We start from the raw sequence: 26,165 nt of genomic DNA, 5'->3' as shown, positions 1-26,165 counted from the left end.
CTTCCGGTTGATCACCTCGGGTTTCGCGCCACCCCGTCATCGCGAGGCGGAGCCGAAGCAATCCAGGGCGCGACTTTCTCGGAGATGTCGCGCCCTGGATTGCTTTCGCTCCGCAACGACGCAGGAGAGATCGAAGCGATCAAGCGGAAACCGTATCATGCGTAGGGGGCGGTGCCCCTCGTCCTGGGGTGGCGGCCTCGAAGGATCCTCCGAGGCCGTTCGCGCGGCATCTCAGGATGAGAAGCGATTTGGGATCACCTCCGCATCCCGATCCTCACGCCGCCTCCGCCGTCGCCGCCCGCTCCCGCGCGAGCTTCGTCACGCTCACCTGATCGATCTTGCCGGTGCCGAGCATCGGCAGCGCCTCGACGACGACGACCTCGGCGGGGATGGCGACGTCGGCCGCGCCCCGGCCCTTGGCGTGGCTCTGGTAGGCGGCCCGGGTCGCGCCCTGGGCTTGCGTGAACAGGATCAGGCGCTCGCCCTTGCGGGCGTCGGGCACGGCGGCCACCGCGCTCGGGGCGTCGGGCCAGAGTTCGGCGGCCAGCGCCTCGACGCTCGCCAGCGAGACCATCTCGCCCGCGATCTTGGCGAAGCGCTTGGCCCGGCCCTTGATCGTCACGAAGCCGTCGGCGTCGAGGGCGACGATGTCGCCGGTGTCGTACCAGCCGTCCGCGGGCGGCTCGAGCACGCCGGGATTCTCCGCCCGCAGGTAGCCGAGCATGATGTTGGGGCCGCGCACCACGAGGCGCCCGCCCTCCTCGATGCCGGGCACCGGGTCGAGGCGCGATTCGATCCCCGGCAGCAGCCGGCCGACCGTGCCGAAGCGGTTGAACATCGGCGTGTTGAGGGCGAGCACCGGGCCGCACTCGGTGACGCCGTAGCCCTCCAGGATGCGCAGGCCGAACTTTTCCGCCCAGGTCTTGCGGGTCGCCTGCTTCACCGGCTCGGCCCCGGCCACGACGTAGCGGAGGCTCCGCAGGTCGTAGGAATGCGCCATCTTCGCGTAGCCGGTGAGGAAGGTGTCGGTGCCGAACAGGACCGTGGCGTTGGTGCCGTAGATGAGTTCGGGCACGATCCGGTAGTGCAGCGGCGAGGGGTAGAGGTAGACCGGCACGCCCGAGATCAGCGGCAGCACCAGCCCCGCCGTCAGCCCGAAGGCGTGGAACACGGGCAGCACGTTGAACACCTTGTCGCGCGGCCCGAAATCGATGCGGGCGGCGACCTGCGCGGTGTTGGCGAGCATCGCCCGGTTGGGGAGCACCACGCCCTTCGGCGTGCCCTCGCTGCCCGAGGTGAACAGGATCGCCGCCGGGTCGCCGCCCTGACGCGCGACGAGCGGCCGGCGGGGGCTCAACAAGCCGCGGATCTTGTCGCCGGTGGTGACGCCGGCCCGCACGTCCTCCAGGTAGATCAGGCGGATCGTCGCCTGAATGCCCTCGATCAGGGTGCCGAGGCGTCCCTTCTCGATGAAGGCGCGGGAGGTGAGGATGGTGTCGACCTGCGCCGACCGGCAGGCCGAGAGCACCGCGGCGGGGCCTGCGGAGAAGTTGATCATCGCCGGCACCCGGCCGGCGCTGGCGAGTGCGAAGAACGTCACCGCCGCGCCGTTGGCGTTGGGCAGCATCAGCCCGACCGGCTTCGCCGGATCCGGCAGCAGCGCCTGGAGCTTCCGGCCCAGGATGTTGGCGCCCATCACGAGGCGCGCATAGCTCATCGTGCCGGTCACCGGGTCTTCGAGCGCCGTGCGCCGCCAGCCGTGGAGCCGGCCCGCCTCGATCAGCGCGGAGAAGACGCCGCGCTCGATGTCGGCGGTCTCGAAGACGAGGTCCGACATGATGTCGTAGAGCGCCGCGCCCGCCGCCCGGCGGCGGTTCTTGCCCTTGAGCTCCGGATCGACGTGGAGGCGGACCGGCGGCATGATCGTCACCGTCACCTTCGGCCACCACGCCCGGCGCACCTGATCGCGCTTCAGGCGCGAGAACACCGTGCGCTCCGGCCCGTCGATCTTCACCGGCACGACCATGGCGCCGGACTTGTCGGCGATGAGGCCGGCCCCGTCATAGACCTTCATCAGGCTGCCCGTGACGGTGAGCCGGCCCTCGGGGAAGATGATCAGCGTCTCGCCGCTCCTGACCGCGTTGATCAGGGTGCGGGTGGCCAGCGGCCGCGTCGGGTCGAGCGGCATCGCCTTCGTCACCTTGAGGAACGGCTTCACCCACCAGCGCTGGGCGATGCCGTGGTCGATGGCGAAGACCGGCTCCTTGTCGAGGAGCGAGAGCGCCAGCGGCGCGTCGAGGAAGGAGACGTGGTTGAGGGCGACGATGGCGTTCGGGCCGGCCTTCTCGACGTTCTCCAGGCCCTTCACCTCCAGGCGGTAGAAGGCGCGGAACAGGATCGAGAGGGCGTCGCGCAGGGGGTTGGTCGGCAGGGTCACGAGGATCACCGCGCCGACGATCAGGTTGAGCACCGCCACGAGGCCGAGGAGCTGGGCCATGCTGAGCCCCAGGCCCTGCAGCACGGCGAGCGCGAGCGTCCCGCCGACCATGAAGGCGGCGGTGAGCACGTTGACCGCGCCGATGACCCGGGCGCGCTTGGCCTTCTCGGTCCAGGCCTGCACCGCGGCGAACGAGGGCACGACGTAGAGGCCGCCGGCGACCGCCAGACCGAAGAAGTCGGCGGCGATGCGCAGGCCGTGGCCGCTGGCGATGAAATCGAAGGCGCCGACGGGCTCGCCCGCGGGCGGGGGCAGGTGCGAGACGGTCCAGGCGAGGTCGAGGCCGAACAGGCCCATCAGCACCGCGCCGACGGGGGTGGGCAGCAGCACGATGCGCCCGCTCGCCAGCCACGAGGCGAGGCCGGAGCCGACCGCGATGCCGACGGAGAAGATCGCGAGCAGGGTGGTGGCGACGATCTCGGTGCCGTTGAGCGTCTGGCGCACGAGCACGGGCAGCAGCGAGAGGACGACGACGCCCACGAGCCAGAACCAGCTCACGATCACCGAGCCGCGCCACAGCCGCGTGTCGGACCACAGGTCGCGCAGGAGCGCGGCGGTGGAGCGGGCGACGTTGCGGTCGACGTGGAGCTCCGGCGCGCCCTCGCCGGTGGCCGGGATCATCCGGGCGGCGAGCCAGCACAGGACCGCCATGCCCATCAGCCCGGCGCTCAAGCCCAGCGCGTGGCCGCCCATCGCCATGGCGAGCCCCGCGGTGATGGTGCCGAGCAGGATGGCGAGGAAGGTCGCGGCCTCGACCAGCGCGTTGCCGGCGGTCAGCTCCTCGCGCTTCAGGTGGTCGGGCAGGATGCCGTACTTGATCGGCCCGAACAGCGCCGCGATGATCCCGAACAGGCCGAGCGCCCCGAACAGCAGCGGCACCGAGTGCAGCCAGAAGCCGAGCACCGAGAGCAGGGCCGCGAAGATCTCCGCGAATTTCAGCCGCTTGGCCAGCAGCGCCTTGTCGTAGCGGTCGGCGAGCTGCCCGCCGAGGCCCGACAGGATGAAGAACGGGCCGATGAACACGGCGCTGGCCAGCGTCACCAGCACCCCGCCCGAACTCTCGCCCCGGGCGCTGACCTGGAACAGGATCAGCAGGGCGAGCGCGTTCTTGAGGAAATTGTCGTTGAAGGCGGAGAAGAACTGGCACCAGAACAGCGGCGCGAAGCGTCGCGTCGTCATCAATGTGCGGAACATCGTGGTCTCTCCCGGCTCCCGGCATGACTGCCTGCCGACGGCGTAGGCGTCAAATCCGTGTTTTGCACGATGTTCAAATTAAACTGGGCCGAACACCGTGCAAGCCCTATTTTGAACGTCGTGCAATTGACCCCGATGCCGGGTGCGGGCACGCACGCCGACGGGCGACATCGACAGGTGAGGAGCGGCCTTGGCAGGCAACATGGCGGGCAAGTCGCGCGGCAGCGGCCCGAGGGGCGAGCACGACCGGGAGGGCTTCATCGCTCTCGTCGCGGGCACGGCGGAGAGCCTCGTGCGCAACGAGGGGTTCCGCGCGCTCGGCATGCGGCGGCTGGCGGCGGCGATCGGCTACGCACCGAACTCGATCTACAACGCGGTGGGGGACCTCGATCAGGTGGTGCTGCGGGTCAATGCCCGCACGCTGGCCCGGCTGCACGCGGCTCTGCGCGCGGTGATCGACCCGGACCGGCCGCCGCGGGAGAACGCCCTGGCGCTCGCCGACGCCTACCTCGTCTTCGTCGCCGCCGACCCGCGGGTCTGGAGCCTGCTGTTCGAGCACCTCGCCGCGCCGGACCAGCCGTTTCCCGACTGGTACGCCGCCGCCCTGGCCGAGCCGGTCGGCCTCGTCGATGCGGCGCTGGCGCCGCTGATCGCCGAACCGGACGAGCGCCGCCGGGCGGTCGCCGCCCTCTGGGCCGCCCTGCACGGGCTCGCCTCGCTCTCGACCTCGCGCAAGCTCGCCGTGCTCACCCCCGACCCGCCGCGGGACCTGGCGCGGCTGCTGGTGGGACGGTTTTTGGGGTGATTTTTTTCCCGCATTCCCGTTGGCAGAGGGTTGCGAGCTCCGATCAGTGGCATGAGCGATCCGGACGCGCTCAGAATACCTAACGCGCGTCATTCCGGGGCGCCGAAGGCGAACCCGGACCCGAAGGGGCGCGCCGGAGGCGTGCAGCTACGATTGGCCTCGACCCCATGCTTCCACGCCGCATCACGGGTGGATTCCGGGTTCCGCTCCGCGGCCTTGGAATGACGGCCGAGTTGAACTCGATTGCAACGACCCTCTGCGGGGAAGGTTTAGCGCCTCCAGCGGTCCGAAAACCCCGCTATAGAGCCCGCATTCTCACCGCCGACCGGACTCTTCGATGACCCACCCCTCCGTCCCGACCTTGCGCCATTTCGAAGAGGTGGCCGAGCGCTACGACCTGATCCTGTGCGACGTCTGGGGTGTGCTGCACGACGGGACCCGCGGCCACGCCGCGGCGGGCGAGGCGCTGATCCGCTTCCGGGGGCTGCCGGGCCCGCGCCCGCGCCGGGTGATCCTGGTCTCGAACGCGCCCCGACCCTGGCAGGGCGTGCAGAAGATCCTCGACGGCTACGGCGTCCCGCGGGAGGCCTACGACGCGATCCTCACCTCCGGCGACCTGACCCGGCGGCTGATCGCCGAGCATCCGGGCGAGCGCGTGTACCATCTCGGCCCCGAGCGCGACGCGCCGGTCTTCGATGGGCTCGACCTCACCCTGGTCCCGGCGCAGGAGGCGCAGCGCATCGTCTGCACCGGCCTGTTCGACGACTATACCGAGACGGCGGAGGATTACCGCGACGCGCTGGCCGCGTTCCGCGCCCGCGACGTGCCGATGATCTGCGCCAATCCCGATCTCGTGGTCGAGCGCGACAGGAAGCTGATCCCCTGCGCCGGCCTGATCGCCCAGGCCTACGAGGCCCTCGGCGGCGCGGTCGTCTACGCGGGCAAGCCCTACCGGCCGGTCTACGCGACGGCGCTCGCCATGGCCGGCGAACTCGATCGCGGGCCGGCGCCGGAGGTGAGCCGCACGGCGGCGGTCGGCGACGCGATCCGCACCGACATCGCCGGCGCCGCCGGCTACGGCATCCCCTCGATCCTGGTGGCCCGCGGCATCCACGCGGAGGAACTCGGCGTGACGGCCGAGCACCACAGCCTCGGCGACATCGCGGAATGGCTCGCGGCGCAGCCGGTCCGGCCCGACGCGGTGATCGAGCGGCTGGTCTGGTAGGCGTGGGCGACGCGGCCGTTACGCAGTCCGATCCGCCGGGAAATACCTCTCGAATGCCTCTCCGGTGCCTCTCCCCGGTCGCCAACCGGTGACGCGATTGCTATGGGGGCCGAAACCAAGCTGGATCCGAACCGATGACGAGACCGGAGGCAGGCGGCCCGAGCGGGGCGGAGGCGTTGCGCCATGTGCGGCTGTCGGCGCATTTTTCCGCCTGCGGATACGTGCCCGCCTCGCCCCCCGTGCTGCAGCCGGTCGAGCCCTTCCTCGAACTCTCGGGCGAGGACATCCGGCGGCGCATCTTCGTGACGCAGGACGCGGCCGGGGCCGAATTGTGCCTGCGGCCGGAATTCACCATCCCGGTCTGCCGCCTGCACCAGGCGACGCGGCCGGGCGAGCGCGCCGATTACAGCTATCTCGGGCCCGTCTTCCGCGTGGCCGCAGGCGAGCCCGACGAGTTCGTCCAGGGCGGCATCGAGTCGATCGGGCGCACCGACACCCCGGCGGCGGATGCCGAGGTGCTGGGCCTCGCCCTCGAGGGGCTCGGCCTGCTCGGGCGCGCCGACGTCGCGGTGCGGCTCGGCGATATGGGCCTGACCCACGCCTTCCTCGACGCCCTTCAGGTGCCGCCGGTCGCCAAGCGGAGGACCCTGCGGGCGATCGCCGCCGGGCGCTCCCTCGACGAGGTCGCCAACGCCGCGCAGACGGAAGACCGCCATGCCGGCCTGCTCGCCGCGATCCAGGGCCAGGATGCCGGCGCCGTGCGCGCCTTCGTCGAGGACGTGCTGTCGATCGCCGGGATCTCGCAGGTCGGCGGGCGCAGCGCCGGCGCCATCGCCGAGCGCTTCCTCGCCAAGGCCTCGGCCCAGGCGCAGGGCGGCGCCGGCCTCAACGCGGGCAACCGCGACCTGATCGAGCGCTACTGCGCGATCTCCGGCGATCCCGACGCGGCGGCGGCCGCGGTGCGGGCGCTCGCCCGCGAGGCGGGCCTGACCCACGAGGGATTGGCGGCGGCGCTCGCCCTGTTCGAGGAGCGCACCGGCTTCATGGCGGCGCGGGGCCTGGCCGTGGAGCGCTTCCGCTTCAGCGGCGGGTTCGCCCGCAACCTCGACTACTATACCGGCTTCATCTTCGAGGTGACGGGCTCGGCCGGAGGCCCGACGCTGGTCGGCGGCGGGCGCTACGACGGGCTGCTGCAGCAGCTCGGCAGCCCGGTGCCGCTGCCGGCGGTGGGCTGCGCGTTCTGGCTGTCGCGCTGCGTCGACGGAAGCGCGGACGGAAACGCCGGAGGAGTTGTCGCGTGACCGATTCACCCCTCGTTCTCGCCGTCCCCTCCAAGGGCCGGCTGCAGGAGAATGCCAGCGCCTTCTTCTCCCGCGCCGGGCTGAAGCTGGTGCAGAAGGCGGGCGGGCGCGAGTATCGCGGCACGCTCGCGGGGCTCCCCGGCGTCGAGGTGCGCTACCTCTCGGCCTCCGAGATCGCCGGCCAGCTCGCCAGCGGTGCCGCCCATCTCGGCGTCACCGGCGAGGATCTGATCCGCGAGATGCTGCCCGACCCCGGGGCGAGCGTCGAATTGCTCACGCCGCTCGGCTTCGGCCATGCCAGCGTGGTGGTCGCCGTGCCCCAGGCCTGGATCGATGTCCGCGCCATGAGCGACCTCGACGAGGTGGCGAGCGAGATGCGCCTGCGCCAGGGCCGTCGGATGCGCATCGCCACCAAGTACGTGAACCTGACCCGCCGCTTCTTCGCGGAAGCCGGGATCGCCGATTACCGCATCGTCGAGAGCCTGGGCGCCACGGAAGGGGCGCCGGCGGCGGGCTCGGCGGAGATCATCGTCGACATCACCACCACCGGCACCACGCTCGCGGCCAACGCCCTGAAGGTTCTGGACGACGGGGTGATGCTGCGCTCGGAGGCCAACCTCGTCGCCTCGCTGAAGGCGCCCTGGGGCGAGACGGCCCGCGCCGGCCTGCGCACCGTGCTCGGCCGCATCGCCGCGGAGGAGCGCGCCCGCACCAGCCGCGAGGTCCGCGCGGCGCTGCCCGAGACGGGCGAGATCGATCTCGCCACCCTCGCCGGCCTGCACGAGGCGGAGCTGCCCTACGGCGCCCCGCGCGGCGCCGACGGCGAGATCGTGATGCGCTGCCCCGTGGACGCGGTGTTCGACCTCTCCGACGCCCTGGTGCAGGCCGGGGCGCGGGCGGTCACGGTGCGGCGGATCGACTACGCCTTCGCCGCGGAGAACCCGCTGGCGGAGCGGCTGCTGGCGCGGTTGTGAGAGACCGCGTCGCGAGAGACGGTCCGGTCATGGGATTTCCGAAGGGATCATCCCTTCGGCGGGTGTCGGGCAGAGCCCGACGGATCTTCCCAGGGCTCCGCCCTGGACCCGCGAAGGGCTCGCCCTTCGAACCCCGGATTCCCGAGGTCCTACTGCCCGCCCTGCTTGGCGAACTCCGACAGGACACCCCGCAGCACCTTGAGCCGGCCCTCGTAGGCCGCGGTCAGGCAGGCGACGTCGGTGCCGCAGGCGCGGCGGTCCTTGAGCCACGCTTCCTGATCGTCCTGCATCTTGGTGCGGTTGCCCATCGGCAGCAGGTCCTTGAGGATGTCGAAGCGCACCGCCATCTCGACGTCGAGGTCGTTGAGGGCGCGGGTGTCGCAGACCGTCTTCTCGTCCGGCGTCTCGGCCTTGGCGCAGGGAAAGCTCGCGGCCGCCGCCGGCAGGCTCAGGACGACGCTCAGGGCGAGGGCGAGGAAGGTCGTTCGCATCGGACAGGCTCCATCGCGGGCAACGGCCACGCTTTGCCCTTCCAACGGCCTGCCCCCGCCCCGGTGCCGGCCGCGCGAGAAAGAATCAGCTCCAGGGCTTCACGATCGCGAGGATGACGATGCCGATCATCAGCAGCGTCGGCACCTCGTTGATCACCCGGTAGAAGCGCTGGCCGCGGGTGTTGCGGTCGGCGGCGAAGTCCTTGACCGTGCGCGAGAGGAAGCCGTGCATGCCGCTCATCGCCAGCACCAGGGCGAACTTCGCCTGGAGCCAGGGCGCGGCGTAGTAGCCGCTCTGCCACGCGAGCCAGAGCCCGAGGAGCCAGGTCACGATCATGGCCGGGGTCATGATCGCCTTGAGCAGGCGCCGCTCCATGACCTTGAAGGTCTCGGACTGCACCCGCGAGCCGGCGGGCAGGGCCGCGTGGTAGACGAACAGGCGCGGCAGGTAGAGCATCGCCGCCATCCAGGCGATCACCGCGATGACGTGGAACGCCTTGATCCAGGGGTACAGGGTCTCAAGCACCGGGTGAGGCACTCCGTATGGGGGATGCGGCGCGCAGGCGCGCCAGGACGTGTCCGGTCAGAAGCGGGGCGAGGGGCAGCGCCGCATCGTCCGTCGTGCCGGCAAGCGGGAGCCAGCGGATCTCCTCGATCTCCGCCGCGCAGACCGGGATCAGGCCGGGGGCGGCCTCCTGCCGATAGACGATCGCCTCGACGATATGGCCGGGCTCGTTGGCGGCCTCCGCCTCGAACCGGCCGAGCCAAGCCGCCGTGCGGGGCTCGAAAGCGATGGCAAGTTCCTCCTGGACTTCGCGGGCGAGGCAGGCGGCGTCGGTCTCGCCCGCCTCGAACTTGCCGCCGGGGAGCATGAAGCGGAGGCTGCCGCGCTTGCGCACCAGCAGCAACGCCTCGCCCGCCTCGTCCCGGCGGATCAGGGCCAGGGCCGCGACGCGGATGCGGCTCACCGGCCGGCCCTGAGCCGGGCCAGCATCCGCTCGACATGGGCGATCGGCGTCTGCGGGGTGATGCCGTGGCCGAGATTGAAGATGTGCGGCGTGCCGTCCGTCGCCGCCAGGATGGCGTCCACGGCCGCGTCCAGGGCCCGCCCGCCCTCGATCAGCGTCTCGGGGTGGAGGTTGCCCTGGGTGACCGTCGCGGCCGGCACACGGGCCCGCAGGGCGGCGAGATCGACCCCCCAATCGACGCCGACGGCGTCGGCCCCGGTCTCGGGGACGACGCGGGCATGGCCCTCGAGCCCCGAACCGCGGGCGAAGACGATGATTCTTGCGCCCGGCACCTGCGCCCGGATGCCCTCGATCATCCGGGCGATCGGCCCGAGGGAGAAGCGCGCGAGCGCGTCGCCGTCGGCGGTATCCGGCAGCACGCCGGCATGGGACTCGAAGATCTGCACCGCGTCGGCGCCGGCGCGGAGCTGGCGCACGAGGTACTCGGTCTGCACCGTCACCAGCCGGTCGAGCAGCGCGTCGAGCAGCGCCGGATCGGAGGCCGCCAGCGCCCGGGCCGGGGCGAGGTCCGGCGTGCCGCGCCCGCCGATCATGTAGCTCGCCACCGTCCAGGGCGCGCCGCAGAAGCCGAGCAGCGTGGTCTCGTGCGGCAACGCCCCGCGGATCCGCTCCACCGCCTCGAAGACCGGGGCCAGATGCGAAAAGATCGCCGGGTCGCCGGCCTCGCGCAGGCGCTCGAACTGCGCCCGGCCCTCCAGCGCGTCGAGGCGCGGACCCTCGCCCTCGACGAAGCGCACGTCCTGGCCCAGCGCGTGGGGCACCACGAGGATGTCGGAGAACAGGATCGACGCCTCGAAGCCGAAGCGGCGGATCGGCTGGAGCGTCACCTCGGTGGCGAAGGCCGGGTTGTAGCAGAGGTCGAGGAAGGAGCCGGCCTCCGCCCGCGTCGCCCGGTATTCCGGCAGGTAGCGGCCGGCCTGGCGCATCATCCAGGCCGGGGGCGGGGCGATCGCCTCGCCCGACAGGACCCGCAGCACCGGCCTGTTGGCCGTCCTTGCCTCCGCCATTCGTCGAACCCGCTTCCTGCCCGGTTGCCTTCCGTGGCGAGGCCGGAGAGGTCGCGACCTCGCCATCCCCACCCCGGCCCTCTTCAAAGAAAGAGAGATTCTAGAATCTCTGTTTTTTCTCTTGGACGTTGGATCGTGATGCCGCAAGCGCGTCCACAGGCCCTCCCCACAGCCGCGGCGTTAATCACCTCTTAACGGATTGGCTCTAATCTCCACGATAGGCCAAGCTCAGCAGAGGCTTGCGTGGGGCTGCGTGCCCCGACGGCCCCCGCGGTCCCGGATTCTCCCATCCGGGCGAGTCCGGCGTCCGCGAAAGCACGCCATGTTGAGGGAGGAGTCGACGGTTTTCGGGACAACCCGCCGTCGTGCGGATTCCGAGCCGGCTTTTCCCCACTTGTCGACTCCCCGGACGCGGGCTGGGGATAGTGCGGCGGCAAACTTCGCGGCGCGATCTGCAAATCACTGACACCGCTTCCGATTGATTCCTTTGGTGCTGCTTCCCGTCATCCCAGGGCCGCGCAGCGGAACCCGGGATCCACCTGAGATGCGCGGCTCAACGTGGCATCACGGGTGGATTGCACGCCTCCGGCGCGCCCCTTCAAGTCCGGGTTCGCTTGTCAGCGCCCCGGAATGACGGTGGTGGGGTCTGGACCGAACCAATCAGCCGCAATCCGTATGACCTATCGCGTGATTGTGGGCGAAGGCCGTGGCTCCCCTGCCGGCCGCGTCGCGGCCCGGACGGCTCCGGCTCCGCCTGCCCCGACGGAGGGAGTAACCGGGACCGTCATCGCGAGCTCGGCAAACAGCGCGCGGGCCAGGTCCGGGATCGCGGCCGTGCGAAGACGGACCAGCAACGGCCCGATCGCCGCCGCGCCGTTGGCTGCCACGATCCCGAACTCGCCCGCATGCCCGCGGATCGTGTTGGCCAGCTGCACCCGCTGGCGTACCAAGCGCGTGCACTGGCCCGCCAGCATCAGCGCCGCCTGCGCCTCGGGCGTCTTCACCGGCACGAAGCGCATGCTGGGCCGGCTCGCCGCCTCGCACAGGGCGGCCGCGTCCGCCGCGTCGTTCTTGCCTCGGCGGACATACGGCTTGGCCAACTGCGGCGCGATCAGCCGCACCATGTGGCCCAGGCGCGTCAGTTCCCGCGCCCAGTGGTGGCTGGCCCCGCAAGCCTCATCGGATCGACCCGTCAACAGGCTCTCGGGACAATGCTAGCCCCGCGAACCCGGCAGGCTGTGGCCGAGGAAGAAGTCGAGCATCGCCCGCGAGGCGTCCGGCCCGCTCGCGTCGGTGTAGCTGCCCTCCGGGCTGCCGCCGGACCAGGCGTGGCCCGCGCCCTGCACCGACCACGCCTCGACCTGCACCCGGCCCGCCTCGTCGGCGTAGCGGGTGCGGGTGTAGCTGTGGCCGCCCCCGGTCCCGCTCTCCCGCCGCGGCGTCAGCGCCTCGACGCCGGCCTGCGCCAGCACAGCCTCGGCGTTGCGGGGGTGGACGGTGCCGTCGCCCTCGCCGTGGAAGACGATGGTCGGCACCCGCAGGCGCTGCGTCACCGATCCGGCGCCGAAGCCGGCCGCGCCGCCGGGCTCCGCCGCGCCGGGCGCGCCGACGCGCATTGCCGAGAGCGCCGAGGGCAGGTCGCGGGCGCAGCCCGCGGCGAGGCCCGAATGCACGCCGAGCCCCGCGAACAGGTCGGGATAGGCCCGGGCGATGTTGGCCGCCGCCGCCCCGCCCGCCGAGAGCCCGGCGATGTAGATGCGCGAGCGGTCGATCGGGTGCTCGGCGCAGACCGCGCGGACGAGCCCCGCGATGATGCCGGCCTCGCCCATCTCCCGGCCCTGGTCGCCGGGCTCGAACCAGTTCCAGCACCGTTGCGCGTTGGCCCGGCTCGATTGGCGGGGATAGACGACGTAGATCCCCTCCTCCTCGGCCAGCGCGTTCATGCGCGTGCCCGCGGCGAAGTCGTCGGGCGTCTGCGTGCAGCCGTGCAGCATCACGAGGAGCGGGCGGCGCCCGCTCCGGGGGCTCGGGATGAACAGCTTGTAGTCCCGCGCGCCGGCCGCGTTGGAGAAGCTGCGGGCGACGAACTGGCCGTCCTCCGGCTCGACGCCCTCGGGTCCGATGTGACCCGGTCCCGGCGCGTGCAGGCCCCCGTTCACCAGCCCCCGGAGAGAGGGGGCGAGCGTGCGCAGGCCCTGCATCATCTGGTCGATGTTCTCGCGAAGCCGCTCCGGGATCAGCGCCGTGTGGCCCGCCTCGCGATCCGTCTCGGCGTCGAGCCGGGCCGCCGGACCTTCGAGCCGCGGCGTCCCGTGCGGGGCGGCCGCGGCGTCGGCCTTCTGCGGCCCGCCGGGGGACAGGCCCGCCGCACCGAGGCTGCGCTGGATCAGGGCGGTCGCCTCGCCGAGCCGTCCGGCCCGGGTCAGGCGGGTCGCCTCGGTCATGTCGGTGAAGAAGGCATTGGGACGGTCGGTCATGCGGGTCTCGCTTTCCGGGTCGGCGACGGGCGCGGGCGCGCGCCGCGGGTCACGAGGGAGGGGATGTCTTCGGGGGTTCAGAGCAGGCGGTCGGCCAGCACACGCTTCACGGCGGGGCTCGCCTGGAGGCTGCCGAGCACTTCGATCGAGGCGATCGCGGCGCTGGCGAGGTCGGCGGGAACGTCGTCGGCGATCACGGCGAGGCCGAGGACGCGGATGTCGAGCCGGGTGCCCGCCGCCCGCGCCGATTCCAGCTCGGCCCGGCCGTAGCGGCGCAGGCCGACCTCGATCGGGTTGCGGGCGACCGATTGGCGGGTGATGTCGGCATGCCGCTCGATCTGGTTGCGGATCGCCGTGCGGATGAAGTCGCTGCGGTTGGCGTAGACGCCCTCCGAGACGAGCAGATCGACATGCCCGAGATCGACGAAGCCGAGATTGACCGTGATCTTCTCGTGGTCGCCGGACCGCGTCCCGCCGCGCAGCGCGAGCGGGGTGTCCGGCCGGCTCTCCTGCATCAGATCCATCATCGCGCCCATCCCTGCGCCATCCATGGGGATGGTATGGGAACGCTTATGCTGCGCCGCAAGATGAAACTTTTTGCATTGCAGCAATAACGCGACTCGGCTCCGATGGATGTCGGCCGGCGCCTGAGCCGGCGCAGCGGGTCAAGCGCCGCCGAAGAGGGCGTCCGGAGAGGGACTTAACCGGAACGGCCGATGCGGCCGCCGGCTCACGGTTCCAGGTATTCCCGCCAGACGGCGTTTGTTCCGAGGCTCTCGACAAAGCTGCCATGCCGCAGGCGCTCCGCTTCGGTGAGCCGGCTGCGCATTGGCCGGGGCCCGGCCGGACCCGAATCGGCCGCCGCCGCGCGCGCCACGCTCTCGACCGGCTCGGCGATGCTGAGCCCCAGGCTGGTCTGCTTGCCGCCCAGCAGCTCGACATAGACCTCGGCCAGGATCTGCGCGTCGAGCAGCGCGCCGTGCTTGACGCGGCGGGTCGTGTCGACGCCGTAGCGGTTGCACAGGGCGTCGAGGTTGTTGGCCGCGCCCGGATGCTTGCGGCGGGCGAGGAGCAGGGTATCGACCACGTCCTCCAGCGGGATCGCCTTCGGGGCGGCGGGCCCGAGCCGGGCGAACTCCATGTTGAGGAAGCCGACGTCGAAGGGCGCGTTGTGGATCACCAGCCGCGCATCGCCGCAGAAGGCGACGAAGGCATCGACCACGTCGGCGAAGACCGGCTTGTCGGCGAGCATCGCGTCCGAGATGCCGTGGACCGCGAACGCCCCCTCGGACACCGCCCGCTGCGGGTTGATGAGTTGGTGATAGAATTTGCCGGTCTGGACGTGGTTGATCAGCTCGACGCAGCCGATCTCGATCAGCCGGTCGCCGTTCCTCGCGTCCGTGCCGGTGGTCTCGGTATCGAGGACGATCTCGCGCAGCATTTTTTGGGTTCCAAGCGAAGGCACAGCCTCCTACCGGACAGCGAAGGATGCGTTAACCGGCCCCGTGGAAGGGACGGTCAGTCCGACCCCATGCGAACGTCCGAAAAGGTCATCCGCCTGTCCCCTCCCCCCTTGCGGGGGAAGGAGAGGCGCTCCGGCTTGTCAGATCAGAGCGACGGCGGCGGCCTCCGCATCCGACAGGCCCGTGCGAGTGAAAAACCAGCGGCCCCTTCAGAGCAGTCCAACCCCTGACGTGATCTATGGAACGGCGTGGCTGAATTCGCGCGCCATCGCGATCCAGGCATCGATCACCTCGCGGACGTTCCGAAGTGCTTCCTCAGGGGTCTCGCCATCGGACATGCATCCGGGCAGGTCAGGCACCGTGGCGGCAAACCCGCCCCCGTCATCCGCAGTGAGCGGCGTGACCAGGATCGGGTAGGTGAGCTCGTCCATGATGGCTCCCTCACATGATGGCTCCCTCACGGGCCTCGGCGAACCAGTTCCTCGACGATCCGCTCCACCTCGCCTTCCGCGTGCGCGAACCCGCGGCTGGTGTCGATCAGAAAGTCCGCCCGCGCGCGCTTCTCGGCATCCGGCATCTGCTTGGCACGGATCGCCGCGAACGCTTCCTCGGTCATGCCGGGGCGGGCGAGCACGCGGGCGCGCTGCACCTCGGGCGGGGCGGTGACGACGAGGACGGCGTCGCAGCGGGCCTCGGCGCCGGTCTCGAACAGGAGCGGGATGTCGAGGACGACCAGCGCCGCCCCCGCGTGGCGGGCGAGGAAGGCGCGGCTCTCGTCGCGGACCAGCGGGTGCACGATCGCTTCGAGGCGGGCGAGTTGTTCCGGGTCGCCGAGCACCGCCGCGCGCAGGGCCGGACGGTCGACGCCGCCCTCCGGCGTCAGGGTGCCGGGAAAGGCTTCGCCGATCGCCCGCGCCGCCGCGCCCCCCGGCCCGTAGAGGGCGTGGACCGCCGCGTCCGAATCGTGGACCGGCACGCCACGGGCGGAGAACATCGCGGCGGTGGCCGACTTGCCCATGCCGATCGAGCCGGTGAGGCCGAGCACCACGGGGCGGCGGGGCTGGTCCGTCGCGCTCATGTCGCGGGAAGGTCCGCGACGATTTTTTCGCGCAGGGCCGGCGTCACCTGCGGGCGCAGGCCGAACCACGCCTCGAAGCCCGGCACCGCCTGGTGCAGCAGCATGCCGAGCCCGTCGACCGCCGCGAGCCCGCGCGCCCGCGCGGCGGCGAGCAGCGGCGTCTCCAGCGGCACGTAGACGATGTCGGCCACCGCCGCGCGGTCCGGGAGTGGGGCAAGATCGAGGTCGAGCGGCGGATGCCCGGCCATGCCGAGCGAGGTGGTGTTGACGAGAAGCCCGGTGTCGGACAGCGCCCCCGGCACGTCCTCCCAGGCCAGCGCCGCGACGCGGCCGGGATCGAGTCCGGCGAGCGCCCGCGCCCGCTCGGGGCTGCGGTTGGCGACGCGGACCGAGAGCCCGCGCTCCACCAGCCCGACGACGATGGCCCGCGCCGCGCCGCCCGCGCCGAGCACCAGGGCGGACCCGCCGGTCCGCTCGGGCCAACCCTCGGCGAGACTGTGGTCGAGATGGGCGATGAAGCCCGGCGCGTCGGTGTTGTCGCCGCGCACATGGGTGCCCTCGACGATCAGCGTGTTCACCGCCCCGATCTTTTTCGCCCGCGGGGTCAGGGAGTCGGCGAGGCGGAAGGCCGCCTCCTTGTGCGGGATGGTGACGTTGCCGCCGGCAAAGCCCGAAGCCGGCAACCCGCGGAAGAATGCCTCGAACGCGTCCGGCGCCACGTCGATGCGCTCGTAGGTGCCGTCGAGCCCGTGCTCGGCGAGCCAGTGGCCGTGGATCAGCGGCGAGCGGGAATGCCGGATCGGGTGGCCGACGACGAAGGCCCTGGCTGTCATGGAATCCTGCCGGCGGCTGCGCCTGAAACGTCGGGGGACATCACGCGACGCAGCCCTTCGGCAGCGTGCAGGCGGTCTGCCCCTCGATCTCGATCTGGAGGGTGGCGTGGCCGATGCCGAAGCGCTCGCGCAGCTCGTCCGCCGTCTCCTTGAGGAAGTGGCGGTGGTTCGCCCCGTCCGCCACCACGAGGTGGGCGGTGAGCGCCGGCTCGGTGGTGCTCATCGGCCAGATGTGCAGGTCGTGCAGCCCGCGCACGCCGGGGCGGGCGGCCAGACAGGCGCGCACCGCCTCCGGGTCGATGCCGGGCGGCACCGCGGCGAGCGACATCGCCACGCTGTCGCGCAGCAGGCCCCAGGTGGCGACGATGATGAGCGCGGCGATGACGAGGCTCACCAGCGGGTCGAGCCAGTCGAGGCCGGTGGTGAGGATGACGAGGCCCACGAGCACCACGCCGGCCGAGACCGCCGCGTCGGCCATCATGTGCAGGTAGGCGCCGCGGATGTTGATGTCGCCCTTCGCTCCCGAGGCGAACAGCCAGGCGGTGAAGCCGTTGATGAGGATGCCGATCCCGGCCACCACCATCACCGTCGTGCCGGCGACCGGGGCCGGTTCGAGGACGCGCTGCACCGCCTCGGCGATGATGCCGCCGGTGGCCACGAGAAGCACCACCGCGTTGAACAGGGCGGCGAGGATCGAGGAGCCGCGCAGGCCGTAGGTGAAACGGGCCGAGGGCGCCCGCCTGACCAGCACCGCGGCGATCCAGGCGGCGACGAGCCCGAGCACGTCGGAGAGGTTGTGGCCGGCATCGGCCACGAGCGCCATGGAATTCGACAGCCAGCCGTAGAGCGCCTCGACGACGACGAAGCCGAGATTCAGCGCGATGCCGATTGCGAAGGCCGGCCCGAAATCCTTGGGGGCGTGGACATGGCCGTGCCCCCCATGTGCGTGACCGTGACCATGGCTGTGCCCGTGCCCGGCGTGATCGTGGTCGTGCCCCCGATGGTCGTCCATCGCCCCTCGCCGTATCAGAACGCCAGCAGGCCCATGCCCCGCAGCCGCGCGAGAAGGGGCGTCAGCGGCAGGCCGAGGATCGTCGCATGGTCGCCCTCGACCCGCGCGAACAGGTGGATGCCGAGCCCCTCGAGCTGGTAGGCGCCGACCGACGTCGTCACCGCCGCGCCCGCGAGCCGCAGATAGGCGTCGATGGCCCCGGCATCGAGGGGCCGCATGGTCAGCCGCGCGGTCTCCACGAAATCCTGCTCCACGAAATCCTGCTCGACGAAATCCCGCTCGACCAAGGCCTCGGCCGCTCCGTCGCGCCGGATCGCGACCGCCGAATGCAGCGCGTGGGTCCGGCCCTGGAGCCGGGCGAGATGGGTCCGCGCCGCTTCCAGGTCGGCGGGCTTGTGGAAGATCCGGCCCTCGCATTCGAGCACCTGGTCGGCGCCGACCACGATCCGGCCGGGATGGCGGCCCGCCACCTCCGCCGCCTTGGCCCGGGCGAGACGCCGCGCCAGCTCCGCCGGAGCCAGGGCGCCGCCCTCGGCTTCGAGGGCGCGCTCGTCGATCCGCGCCGGCGCCGTCTCCACCGGCAGGCCGGCGCCCGTCAGGAGGTCGCGCCGGGTGGCGCTCGCCGAGGCGAGAAGGAGCGGCTCAGGGGCGAGCCAGAGGGCAGATGCGGTCACGTCGAAAAAATTTCCGTCAGCGCAGGCCGCGCCAGTCGAGCCAGTCGAACAGGAAGTCGATATCCTGAGGCGCGACGGAGAAGAACCCCTCCTCCGAGCGCTCCGAGCCGATCACGTAGCCGCTCGCATGGCCGAGGCTGTGGTCGATCGAGCTCTGCAGGAAGCCGAGTTCGAGCCCGTTGTCGCGCAGGGCCACGACGGTGGTGCCGGGGGCCGCGAACAGCGAGCCGTGCAGCCCCGAACCGTATTCCCCGATGATCGTGGCGGCGGAGCGGAACAGGGCGATCTGCTCAAGAATGCTCAGACGCTCCGGCCGGACGCGGGTGAAGCCGCGGAGACGCGCCGTCTCCTCGAACGCCGCCCGCTCGGCGAGCGAGCGCCGGTTGCGCGTGTCGGCATTGTCCGAGCGGGCGATCAGGATCTTTTCCGTCCCCGGTTTCTCGCGGCGACGGCCGATCCGCCAGCGGGGCCGCCAGCCCCGGCCGGGCGCCGCGCGGTCGAGCAGGAAGCGGCGGGCCTGCCGCATCAGCGGCGAGGCGCGGCTGACGAAGCGCAAAGCCGTGGGCACGAGGAGCGAGCGGCAGGCGACGCATTCGCGTCCCGGATCGTAGACGACGAGGCGGTCCTCGCCGATCCCGAGGAGGCCGAGCCAGACGCGGGCGAAATCCGGCGTGTCGGCGGGCAGGAGGTAGCGGAGCCGGGCGATATCGTGGCCGGCCCGGTCGAGCAGGAAGAGTTTGGGCAGGAAATCGACCAGCCAGTGGCCGTACATCTGGTGGCCCATCCCGGTCAGGAGCACGGCGGGCTCCTCGACCGCCACCCGGCGCAGACCCGGCAGCCGCGCGGCGATGGCGCGGAAATGCCCCTCGAAATTGACGGGGAAGATGTTGAGCTGGGCGGCGTACTGAAACACGCCGTCGAGGAGGACGACGCCCTCCGCCGTCACCTCCGCCCCCGGCAGCTCGTAGAGGCTGGTGCCGAGGACGGTGGTCTGCTCGTGGTAGACGCGCAGCAGCGTCGGCGTCACCGCGCCGATCATGAGGTCGGGCGGCTGCGCCCAGTCCCGGTAGGACAGGCTGAGATCGGTGCAGCGCCCCCGCCCGGCTTGGACGGTCTCGCGCAGATCGGCCGCGGCGAGGGCGGCGTCTTCCATCCTCCCGTCCTCAGGTCGCGATGAACTTGAGGCGGTGCTCGCGGTAGAGGTCGAGGATCGCGGCCGCCGTCTCCTCGATCGAGCGGCGGGTCACGTCGATGGTCGGCCAGCGGTACTTGGCGCAGAGCCGGCGCGAGGCGGCGATCTCGTCGGCCACCGATTCCCGGTCGACGTAGGAGGAGTTGTCGTCGGCCTTGAGGCTGAGGAGGCGGTTCTGGCGGATCTGCACGATCCGCTCGGGGCTGGCGATCAGCCCGACGATCAGCGCCTTCCGGACCCGGTCGAAGCTCGGCGGCAGCGGCATCGACGGCACGAGGGGGAGGTTGGCGGTCTTCAGCCCGCGATTGGCGAGATAGATCGAGGTCGGCGTCTTCGAGGTGCGGCTGACGCCGACCAGCACCACGTCGGCCTCGTCGAGGTCGTCCGGCAGGTTGCCGTCGTCGTGGGCGAGCGTGAAGTTCATCGCGTCGATGCGCTTGAAGTACTCGGCGTTGAGCATGTGCTGGGCGCCGGGCCGTTCGGTCGAGGTCGCGCCGAGATAGGAGCGCAGCAGCGCGTGGACCGGCTGGAGCACGTTGAGCGTCGGCGAGCCGGTCTCGCGGCAGGCCTCCTCCAGGCGCTCGATGAGGTCGTGGCCGACCAGGGTGTAGAGCACGAGGCCCGGCGCCGCCTTGATCTCGGAGATCACCCGTTCGAGCTGCGCGCCGGAGCGCACCAGCGGGTAGACGTGCTCGATCGCCGAGATCCCCTCGTACTGCACCGCCGCCGCGCGTCCGACATTGATCAGGGTCTCGCCGGTGGAGTCCGAGACGAGGTGGAGATGGAAGTAGCTGCGGCTCATCGTCGGCCCGACTCTACGGTGACGCATCGGTCTTGCGAGCGGCCGAGCCGCCCCACGGGGATGCTTAGAGCATGTTTTCGCGCGAAGGCGATGGCGAATTGCCGATCGCCGCAAGGTCCGAGGCGATCAGGACGCTGGAACAGGGCGCCGTCGCGCGTCCGGATCGCTTCGGCTGCCGCTCGCGATGATGGGATGGGGCAAGGCCCGAGGTGATCGACCGGAAACCGTATGATACGGCTTCCGCTCGATCAGAGCGGGAAGCGTATCAGCAAGCCCGCGCGGCGCTTGAGCGTCGCCGACATCCGCCATCCCGAAGGGATCAATCGGATGTCGTATGAAAGGTGGCCGCGACCTTTCGCGGACAAAGGCCCTATTCCCCCGCTCCCCGCGCCGCGGCCTCGGTCAGCGCGCGGCGAAAATCCTCCCAGGCCGCCGCATCGGGCGCAAGCGTCACCGCCGGCGGGCGCGGCAGCACCAGCGCGGCGGCGAGATCGCCCGCGGCGAGGCTCAGGCCCCGGTACTGCGCGAAATTCGCGAAGGTGACGCCGAGCCCCGGCGGCCCCGCCTCGGCGCTCCCGACCGCGAGCAGTTCGAGCGGCACGGTCAGCCCGCAGCGCAGGGCCTTGGAGAGGGCCTCCTTCAGGCACCACAGCCGCGTCAGCCGCTCGGCCTCCGGCGCGTCGAGGCGGGCGGCGACGAGGCGCCGCTCCGCCGCGTTGGTCTGGCGCGTCAGCAACGCGACGTTGGCCGGCCGGATCCGCTCCAGATCAATCCCCATCGGGCAGGCCTCGGGATAGGCGACCGCCACGGCGACCGGGCCGGCATGCGACAGGCTGATGCCGAGATTTTCACCGCCCGCGCCGGAGAGAACCGGCTGCTCCAGCACGCCGGGCCGGATCGCCAGGGCCCGCGGATCGAGATCGGGCCGGAGCGCGGCGAGCGCGCATTTGGCCGCGTAGCGCCCGATCAGCAGGCCGTGGCGGCGGCGGGCGTGGAGGCGGTCGGTGAGGAGCGCTTCCTCGTCCCCGTGGAGGAAGCCGCCGCGATGGGCGTCGAGCCAGTCGAGCGGCGCGCTCGCGAGCGCCAGGACGGCCTGCATCGATCCGGTCCGGGGGGCGTCGAGGGCGAGGCGCAGGCGCCGCACCAGCGGGCTCGCGGCCTCCGGTCCTGCCGCGCTTTCGGCGCTTTCCTCACACGTCATGACCGCCCGCTCCGTTCGCCCGAGCCAAGAAGGAAACGCGCCATTTCCGCAATGCGAAAGCTCGGGTTCTCCGCCCTCGCGCTGGGCGGCCTGCTCTGCGGCCCGCTCTCCGGCTCCGGTCCCGCTGCGGCGGAAGCCTCGGCTGAAGGCGCGTCCGCGCGGATCGCCGAGGTCGTGGAACGCGCCTACCGCCCGCTCCTGAAGGACTACGACGTGCCCGGCCTCGCCGTCGCCGTGACGCGGAACGGGCAATCCGCCGTCTTCACCTTCGGTCTCGCCGACCGGGAGGGGCGGCGGCCGGTGACGCGGGACACGCTGTTCGAGATCGGCTCGGTCAGCAAGACCTTCACGGCGACGCTCGCCGCCGAGGCGCAGGCGCTCGGCCGGCTCTCCCTCGCCGACGCGCCGGGCCGGTTCCTGCCCTGGCTGCGGGGCAGCGCCCTCGATCGCGCCAGCCTGCGCGACCTCGGCACCTACACCGCGGGCGGCCTGCCGCTGCAATTCCCCGACGCCGTCACCGACGAAGCGGCGATGAGGGCCTATGTCCGGCAATGGCAGCCCTCCGCGCCCGCCGGAACGCGGCGGGTCTACTCCAATCCGAGCCTCGGCCTGTTCGGCGCCGCCGCCGCGGCGGCGCTCGGCGGCGATTTTTCGGAGCTGATGCAGGACCGGCTGTTTCCGGGACTCGGCCTCACGAACAGCTTCATCCGCGTCCCCGCGTCCGACATGGCGCGCTACGCCTGGGGCTACGGCAAGGAGGGCCGGCCGATCCGGGTGAACCGGGGCGTGCTCGACGCGCAGGCCTACGGCGTGAAATCGAGCGCCGCCGACATGATCCGCTTCGTCGAGGCCAACCTCGATCCCGCCCGCCTCGATCCGCCGCTGCGGCAGGCGATTGAGGGCACCCATGTCGGGTATTCCCGCGTCGGCGCGATGGTGCAGGGCCTCGGCTGGGAGCTGCTGCCCTATCCGCTCTCGCTGGAGCGCCTCCAGGCCGCCAACGCCGATGCGGTGCGGTTCGAGGCGCAGCCCGCCGAACCGCTCGACCCGCCGCGGGCGCCGACGGGGGCCACGCTGTTCAATAAGACCGGCTCCACCAACGGCTTCGGCGCCTACGTCGCCTTCGTGCCGGAGAAGCGCATCGGCCTCGTCATGCTGGCCAACCGCGCCTTTCCGATCCCGGCGCGGATCGCGGCGGCGCACGCCGTGCTGGAGGCGCTGGCGGAGAAGGATCCCTGATCCCGCTCAGCGCTCCCGGTCGTAGCGGAAGGCGTTGGTCAGGCGCGGCATGCCGATCGCCTCGTAATAGCCCTCGACGCCGGGCGCGGCGGTCAGCAGCAGGCACGCCTCGGGACCCGCGGCCCTGCGGGTCGCCTCGATCAGCCCGCGGCCGATGCCGCGGCCCTGGCAGTCGCGGGCGACGGCGAGGTCGGAGAGGTAGGCGCAGAAGGCGAAGTCGGTGAGCGTGCGCGCCACGCCGACGAGGCGCCGGTCGAGCCGGGCGGTGACGATCAGGTCGGAGGCCCGCAGCATCCGATCGAGCCGCGCGCGGTCTCCGGCCGGCCGCCGCGGCGCGAGCCCGGACTCGACGAGGACCGCCTGAAAGCTCTCCGCGTCGAGATCCGGTTCCAGCCCGTAGACGAGCGCGCCGCTCACCGGAGGACGCTCACGCCTCGGCGGCGAAGCGGCCGTGGCAGTGCTTGTACTTCTTGCCCGAGCCGCAGGGGCAGGGCTCGTTGCGGCCGACCTTGCCCCAGGTCGAGGCGTCGTCGGGCTTGCGCTCCAGCACCGCCGTCTCCGCCGAGAGCTCGCGCGCGGCGAAGCCGTAGGCGCCGCCCGCCCCGCCGTCGCTGCCGCCATAGGCGAACTCGTTCTCGCCGGTGACCGGGTCGCGGTGCTCGGGGAACATCGGCGGAAGCTGCGGCTCGCCGAATCCGGCCTGCTCGAACCCGCCCTCGGCGAAGCCGTCGGGCTGCTGCTGCATGATCTCGACATGGGCGAGCTGGGCGGTGACCTGCTCGCGCAGGGCCGCCACGAGGCCGTTGAACAGCTCGAACGCCTCCGACTTGTACTCGTTGAGCGGGTCGCGCTGGGCGAAGCCGCGCCAGCCGACCACCTGCCGCAGGTGGTCGAGGGAGACGAGGTGCTCGCGCCAGAGGTGGTCGAACACCTGCAGCACCACCTGCTTCTCGACATAGGCCATCACCTCCGCGCCGTTGCGCTCGACGCGGGCGGCGTAGGACTCGTCGGAGGCCTTGCGCAGGCGCTCGCGGATCTCCTCGTCGGCGATGCCCTCCTCCTTGACCCATTCCTCGACCGGAAGATCGAGGTTGAGCAGGTCGAGGGCGCGGGCCTTCAGCCCCTCCGCGTCCCACTGCTCGGCATAGGCGTTCTCGGGGATGTGGACGGCGACGAGGTCGTCGATCACGCCGTGGCGCATCTCGTCGATGGTGTCGCGCACGCTGTCCTGGCCCATCAGGTCGCGGCGCTGCTCGAACACGACCTTGCGCTGGTCGTTCATGACGTTGTCGTACTTGAGCACGTTCTTGCGCATGTCGAAGTTGCGCGCCTCGACCTTCTGCTGCGCCTTCTCGATCGCCTTGTTGATCCAGGGATGGATGATCGCCTCGCCCTGCTCCAGGCCGAGCCGCTGCAGCATCCCGTCCATGCGGTCGGACCCGAAGATGCGCATCAGGTCGTCCTTGAGGGACAGGTAGAACTTCGAGCGGCCCGGATCGCCCTGGCGGCCGGAGCGGCCGCGCAGCTGGTTGTCGATGCGCCTGCTCTCGTGGCGCTCGGTGCCGATGATGTAGAGCCCGCCCGGCAGGTCCTTCTTGCGGCCGGCCTCCGGGTCGGCCTTCTCGCCCGAGGCCAGCACCTTGGCGCGGTTCTCGGCGATCTCGGCTTTCAGCGCCTCGATCGCCGCCTCGCGCTCCGGCCCCTCGGCGAGGTGGCCGAGCTCCTTCTCGATGCGCATCTCGAGGTTGCCGCCGAGTTTGATGTCGGTGCCGCGGCCGGCCATGTTGGTGGCGATGGTGATGGCGCCCGGCACGCCGGCCTCGGCCACGATGTAGGCCTCCTGCTCGTGGAAGCGGGCGTTGAGCACGGCGAACCGCTTGGTCACCCGGTTCTCGCGGGCGGCGGCGTAGACGTCGGTCAGGGCGTTCGGGTCGGAATAGTCGAGCAGCGTGTAGCCGGCTTTCTTCAGGAGCTCGCCGATCAGCTCCGACTTCTCGATCGAGCCGGTGCCGACCAGCACCGGCTGCAGGCGGCTATGCGCCTTGTCGATCTCCTTGATGATCGCCTCGTACTTCTCCTCGACGGTGCGGTAGACCTCATCGTCCTCGTCGACGCGCTCGATCTCCTTGTTGGTCGGAATGTCGACGACGTCGAGCTTGTAGATCTCGGCGAACTCGTCCGCTTCCGTCGACGCCGTGCCGGTCATGCCGGCGAGCTTCTTGTAGAGCCTGAAATAGTTCTGGAAGGTGATCGAGGCGAGCGTCTGGTTCTCGGGCTGGATCGTCACCCGCTCCTTGGCCTCCAGCGCCTGATGGAGCCCCTCCGAGTAGCGCCGGCCCTGCATCATGCGGCCGGTGAACTCGTCGATGATGACGACCTCGTCGTTCTTGACGATGTAGTCCTTGTCGAGGGTGAACAGGGTGTGGGCGCGCAGCGCCTGGTTCACGTGGTGGACGAGGGTGACGTTGTGGGCGTCGTAGAGGTCGCCCTCCTTGAGGATGCCGGCCTCGCGTAAGGCGCCCTCGATGAACTCGTTGCCGGCCTCGGTCAGCGAGACCTGGCGCTGCTTCTCGTCGAGGTCGTAGTGCTCCGGCAGGAGCTGCGGCATGATCCCGTCGACCGCGACGTAGAGTTCCGAACGGTCATCGACGGGGCCGGAGATGATGAGCGGCGTGCGCGCCTCGTCGATGAGGATCGAGTCGACCTCGTCGACGATGGCGTAGTGGTGCCCCCGCTGCGTCATCTGCGAGAGCTCGTACTTCATGTTGTCGCGAAGATAGTCGAAGCCGAACTCGTTGTTGGTGCCGTAGGTGATGTCGCAGGCGTAAGCCTCCTTGCGCTGCGCATCGTCGAGCCCGTGCACGATGGTGCCGACGGTGAGGCCCAGGAAGCGGTAGACCCGGCCCATCCATTCCGCGTCGCGGGAGGCGAGGTAGTCGTTGACGGTGACGACGTGGACGCCCTTGCCCTCGAGCGCGTTGAGGTAGACCGGCAGGGTCGCGACCAGGGTCTTGCCCTCGCCGGTCTTCATCTCCGAGATGCCGCTCTCGTGCAGCACCATGCCGCCGATCATCTGCACGTCGAAATGGCGCTGGCCGAGCACGCGCTTGGCCGCCTCGCGCACGGTGGCGAAGGCGGGCACCAGCAGGTCGTCGAGGCGGGTGCCGGCGGCGAGCTGATCGCGGAAGCTTTGCGTGCGGGCGCGCAGCTGCTCGTCGGACAGCGCGCTGATTTCCGGTTCGAGCGCGTTGATGGCCGCCACGCGCGGGCGAAAGCCCTTGACGCGGCGGTCGTTGGACGAGCCGAAAATCTTCTTGGCGAGGGCACCGAGCATCGTGAACCTGCGGTCGTGAGGTCGTCGCGGGCGGCATCGAGGGCGCCGCCGGCCTGCATTGGGCGGGCTTATAGAGGTAAATATCGGCAGGCGCATCCGGTAGTGCCGAGGCGCCTTCACGAGCGCGCGGGGCGATCCAAGGCCACGCTTGCCTTTGCCCCGAAGAGGTTCCACCTGTGTCGCGCTTCGCGGCACCTGCCGCATCCCGACGAGCCCCGCGGGACGAAGCCGGACGGCGAACAGACCGGCCCGGCGGGGACGACGCCCAAGGAACGACGCTTCCGATGCCGATTCCGTTCTCCCTCCGGCGCGCGAGGGCGCTCGCGCGCCGGAGGGAG

23 protein-coding genes and 1 pseudogene are annotated in these 26,165 nt (G+C 71.2%); 5 read left to right on the top strand and 19 right to left on the bottom strand.

Annotated features, from left to right (window positions below):
- Positions 1-274: 274 nt before the first annotated feature.
- A complete protein-coding gene (locus tag MFF42_RS02645) occupies positions 275-3,691 on the bottom strand; it encodes an acyl-[ACP]--phospholipid O-acyltransferase (protein ID WP_238254404.1) in 3,417 nt (1,138 codons plus the stop codon).
- Positions 3,692-3,893: 202 nt separating this feature from the next.
- On the opposite strand from MFF42_RS02645, the gene MFF42_RS02640 reads away from it, so the two are divergent.
- From MFF42_RS02640 to hisG, 4 genes are all read left to right on the top strand, one after another.
- Positions 3,894-4,496, top strand: coding sequence for a TetR/AcrR family transcriptional regulator (locus MFF42_RS02640; RefSeq protein ID WP_238254417.1), 603 nt, complete (start codon positions 3,894-3,896; stop codon positions 4,494-4,496).
- Between the two features lie 337 nt (positions 4,497-4,833).
- Positions 4,834-5,721: a TIGR01459 family HAD-type hydrolase gene (locus MFF42_RS02635; RefSeq protein WP_238254403.1), complete on the top strand. Its 888-nt coding sequence runs from the start codon at positions 4,834-4,836 to the stop codon at positions 5,719-5,721.
- Between the two features lie 134 nt (positions 5,722-5,855).
- Positions 5,856-7,022, top strand: a complete 1,167-nt coding sequence (locus MFF42_RS02630; RefSeq protein WP_238254402.1) for an ATP phosphoribosyltransferase regulatory subunit — start codon at positions 5,856-5,858, stop codon at positions 7,020-7,022.
- Positions 7,019-7,996: an ATP phosphoribosyltransferase gene (gene hisG / locus MFF42_RS02625; RefSeq protein WP_238254401.1), complete on the top strand. Its 978-nt coding sequence runs from the start codon at positions 7,019-7,021 to the stop codon at positions 7,994-7,996. The genes MFF42_RS02630 and hisG overlap by 4 nt, the downstream gene beginning before the upstream one ends.
- Before the next feature lie 149 nt (positions 7,997-8,145).
- Here hisG and MFF42_RS02620 read toward each other — a convergent pair whose 3' ends face one another.
- The 16 genes and pseudogenes from MFF42_RS02620 to MFF42_RS02545 form a co-directional block, all read right to left on the bottom strand.
- Positions 8,146-8,487: a lysozyme inhibitor LprI family protein gene (locus MFF42_RS02620; RefSeq protein ID WP_238254400.1), complete on the bottom strand. Its 342-nt coding sequence runs from the start codon at positions 8,485-8,487 to the stop codon at positions 8,146-8,148.
- A gap of 85 nt (positions 8,488-8,572) precedes the next feature.
- Positions 8,573-9,013 carry a protoporphyrinogen oxidase HemJ gene (hemJ, locus tag MFF42_RS02615; RefSeq protein WP_238254399.1) on the bottom strand — a complete coding sequence of 147 codons (441 nt, stop codon included), beginning with the start codon at positions 9,011-9,013 and terminating at the stop codon, positions 8,573-8,575.
- Entirely contained in the window at positions 9,006-9,455 is a 450-nt protein-coding gene (locus tag MFF42_RS02610) for an NUDIX hydrolase (RefSeq protein ID WP_238254398.1), read from the bottom strand. Before MFF42_RS02610 ends, hemJ begins: the two co-directional genes overlap by 8 nt.
- Entirely contained in the window at positions 9,452-10,522 is a 1,071-nt protein-coding gene (hemE, locus tag MFF42_RS02605) for a uroporphyrinogen decarboxylase (RefSeq protein WP_238254397.1), read from the bottom strand. The genes MFF42_RS02610 and hemE overlap by 4 nt, the downstream gene beginning before the upstream one ends.
- Positions 10,523-11,319: 797 nt before the next feature.
- Positions 11,320-11,700, bottom strand: a pseudogene (locus MFF42_RS02600) (IS110 family transposase); the annotation flags it as partial.
- A 36-nt stretch (positions 11,701-11,736) separates the two neighbouring features.
- The gene (locus MFF42_RS02595) at positions 11,737-12,999 is read right to left on the bottom strand and encodes an extracellular catalytic domain type 1 short-chain-length polyhydroxyalkanoate depolymerase (RefSeq protein ID WP_238254396.1); all 1,263 of its coding nucleotides are present in this window, start codon (positions 12,997-12,999) and stop codon (positions 11,737-11,739) included.
- A gap of 77 nt (positions 13,000-13,076) precedes the next feature.
- Positions 13,077-13,526: a ribbon-helix-helix domain-containing protein gene (locus MFF42_RS02590; protein WP_238254395.1), complete on the bottom strand. Its 450-nt coding sequence runs from the start codon at positions 13,524-13,526 to the stop codon at positions 13,077-13,079.
- A gap of 203 nt (positions 13,527-13,729) precedes the next feature.
- Entirely contained in the window at positions 13,730-14,440 is a 711-nt protein-coding gene (gene dnaQ / locus MFF42_RS02585; protein WP_238254394.1) for a DNA polymerase III subunit epsilon, read from the bottom strand.
- A 258-nt stretch (positions 14,441-14,698) separates the two neighbouring features.
- Positions 14,699-14,893, bottom strand: coding sequence for a type II toxin-antitoxin system HicB family antitoxin (locus MFF42_RS02580; protein WP_238254393.1), 195 nt, complete (start codon positions 14,891-14,893; stop codon positions 14,699-14,701).
- A gap of 26 nt (positions 14,894-14,919) precedes the next feature.
- Entirely contained in the window at positions 14,920-15,540 is a 621-nt protein-coding gene (gene coaE, locus MFF42_RS02575) for a dephospho-CoA kinase (RefSeq protein ID WP_238254392.1), read from the bottom strand.
- Entirely contained in the window at positions 15,537-16,373 is an 837-nt protein-coding gene (locus MFF42_RS02570) for a shikimate dehydrogenase (protein WP_238254391.1), read from the bottom strand. Before MFF42_RS02570 ends, coaE begins: the two co-directional genes overlap by 4 nt.
- Before the next feature lie 40 nt (positions 16,374-16,413).
- Positions 16,414-17,385, bottom strand: coding sequence for a cation diffusion facilitator family transporter (locus MFF42_RS02565; RefSeq protein ID WP_238254390.1), 972 nt, complete (start codon positions 17,383-17,385; stop codon positions 16,414-16,416).
- Positions 17,386-17,399: 14 nt separating this feature from the next.
- A complete protein-coding gene (locus MFF42_RS02560) occupies positions 17,400-18,059 on the bottom strand; it encodes a Maf family protein (protein WP_238254389.1) in 660 nt (219 codons plus the stop codon).
- Between the two features lie 16 nt (positions 18,060-18,075).
- Positions 18,076-19,212: a glycosyltransferase family 61 protein gene (locus MFF42_RS02555; protein ID WP_238254388.1), complete on the bottom strand. Its 1,137-nt coding sequence runs from the start codon at positions 19,210-19,212 to the stop codon at positions 18,076-18,078.
- 10 nt (positions 19,213-19,222) lie between these two features.
- A complete protein-coding gene (locus MFF42_RS02550) occupies positions 19,223-20,053 on the bottom strand; it encodes a pyruvate, water dikinase regulatory protein (protein ID WP_238254416.1) in 831 nt (276 codons plus the stop codon).
- Positions 20,054-20,423: 370 nt separating this feature from the next.
- Positions 20,424-21,254 (bottom strand): 4'-phosphopantetheinyl transferase family protein, encoded by an 831-nt coding sequence (locus tag MFF42_RS02545; RefSeq protein WP_238254387.1) that lies wholly within the window; start codon positions 21,252-21,254, stop codon positions 20,424-20,426.
- A gap of 51 nt (positions 21,255-21,305) precedes the next feature.
- Here MFF42_RS02545 and ampC point away from each other — a divergent pair, with 51 nt between their 5' ends.
- Positions 21,306-22,493 (top strand): class C beta-lactamase, encoded by a 1,188-nt coding sequence (gene ampC, locus MFF42_RS02540; protein ID WP_238254386.1) that lies wholly within the window; start codon positions 21,306-21,308, stop codon positions 22,491-22,493.
- A 6-nt stretch (positions 22,494-22,499) separates the two neighbouring features.
- Here ampC and MFF42_RS02535 read toward each other — a convergent pair whose 3' ends face one another.
- Both MFF42_RS02535 and secA read right to left on the bottom strand, forming a co-directional pair.
- The gene (locus MFF42_RS02535) at positions 22,500-22,910 is read right to left on the bottom strand and encodes a GNAT family N-acetyltransferase (RefSeq protein WP_238254385.1); all 411 of its coding nucleotides are present in this window, start codon (positions 22,908-22,910) and stop codon (positions 22,500-22,502) included.
- Positions 22,911-22,920: 10 nt separating this feature from the next.
- Complete coding sequence (gene secA, locus MFF42_RS02530; protein ID WP_238254384.1) at positions 22,921-25,827, bottom strand: preprotein translocase subunit SecA; 2,907 nt, start codon at positions 25,825-25,827, stop codon at positions 22,921-22,923.
- Between the last annotated feature and the right edge of the window lie 338 nt (positions 25,828-26,165).

The sequence above is a fragment of the Methylorubrum podarium genome (assembly GCF_022179745.1).
Classification (GTDB): Bacteria; Pseudomonadota; Alphaproteobacteria; order Rhizobiales; family Beijerinckiaceae; genus Methylobacterium; species Methylobacterium podarium.
This window is presented reverse-complemented; position numbering and strand designations above follow the sequence as displayed.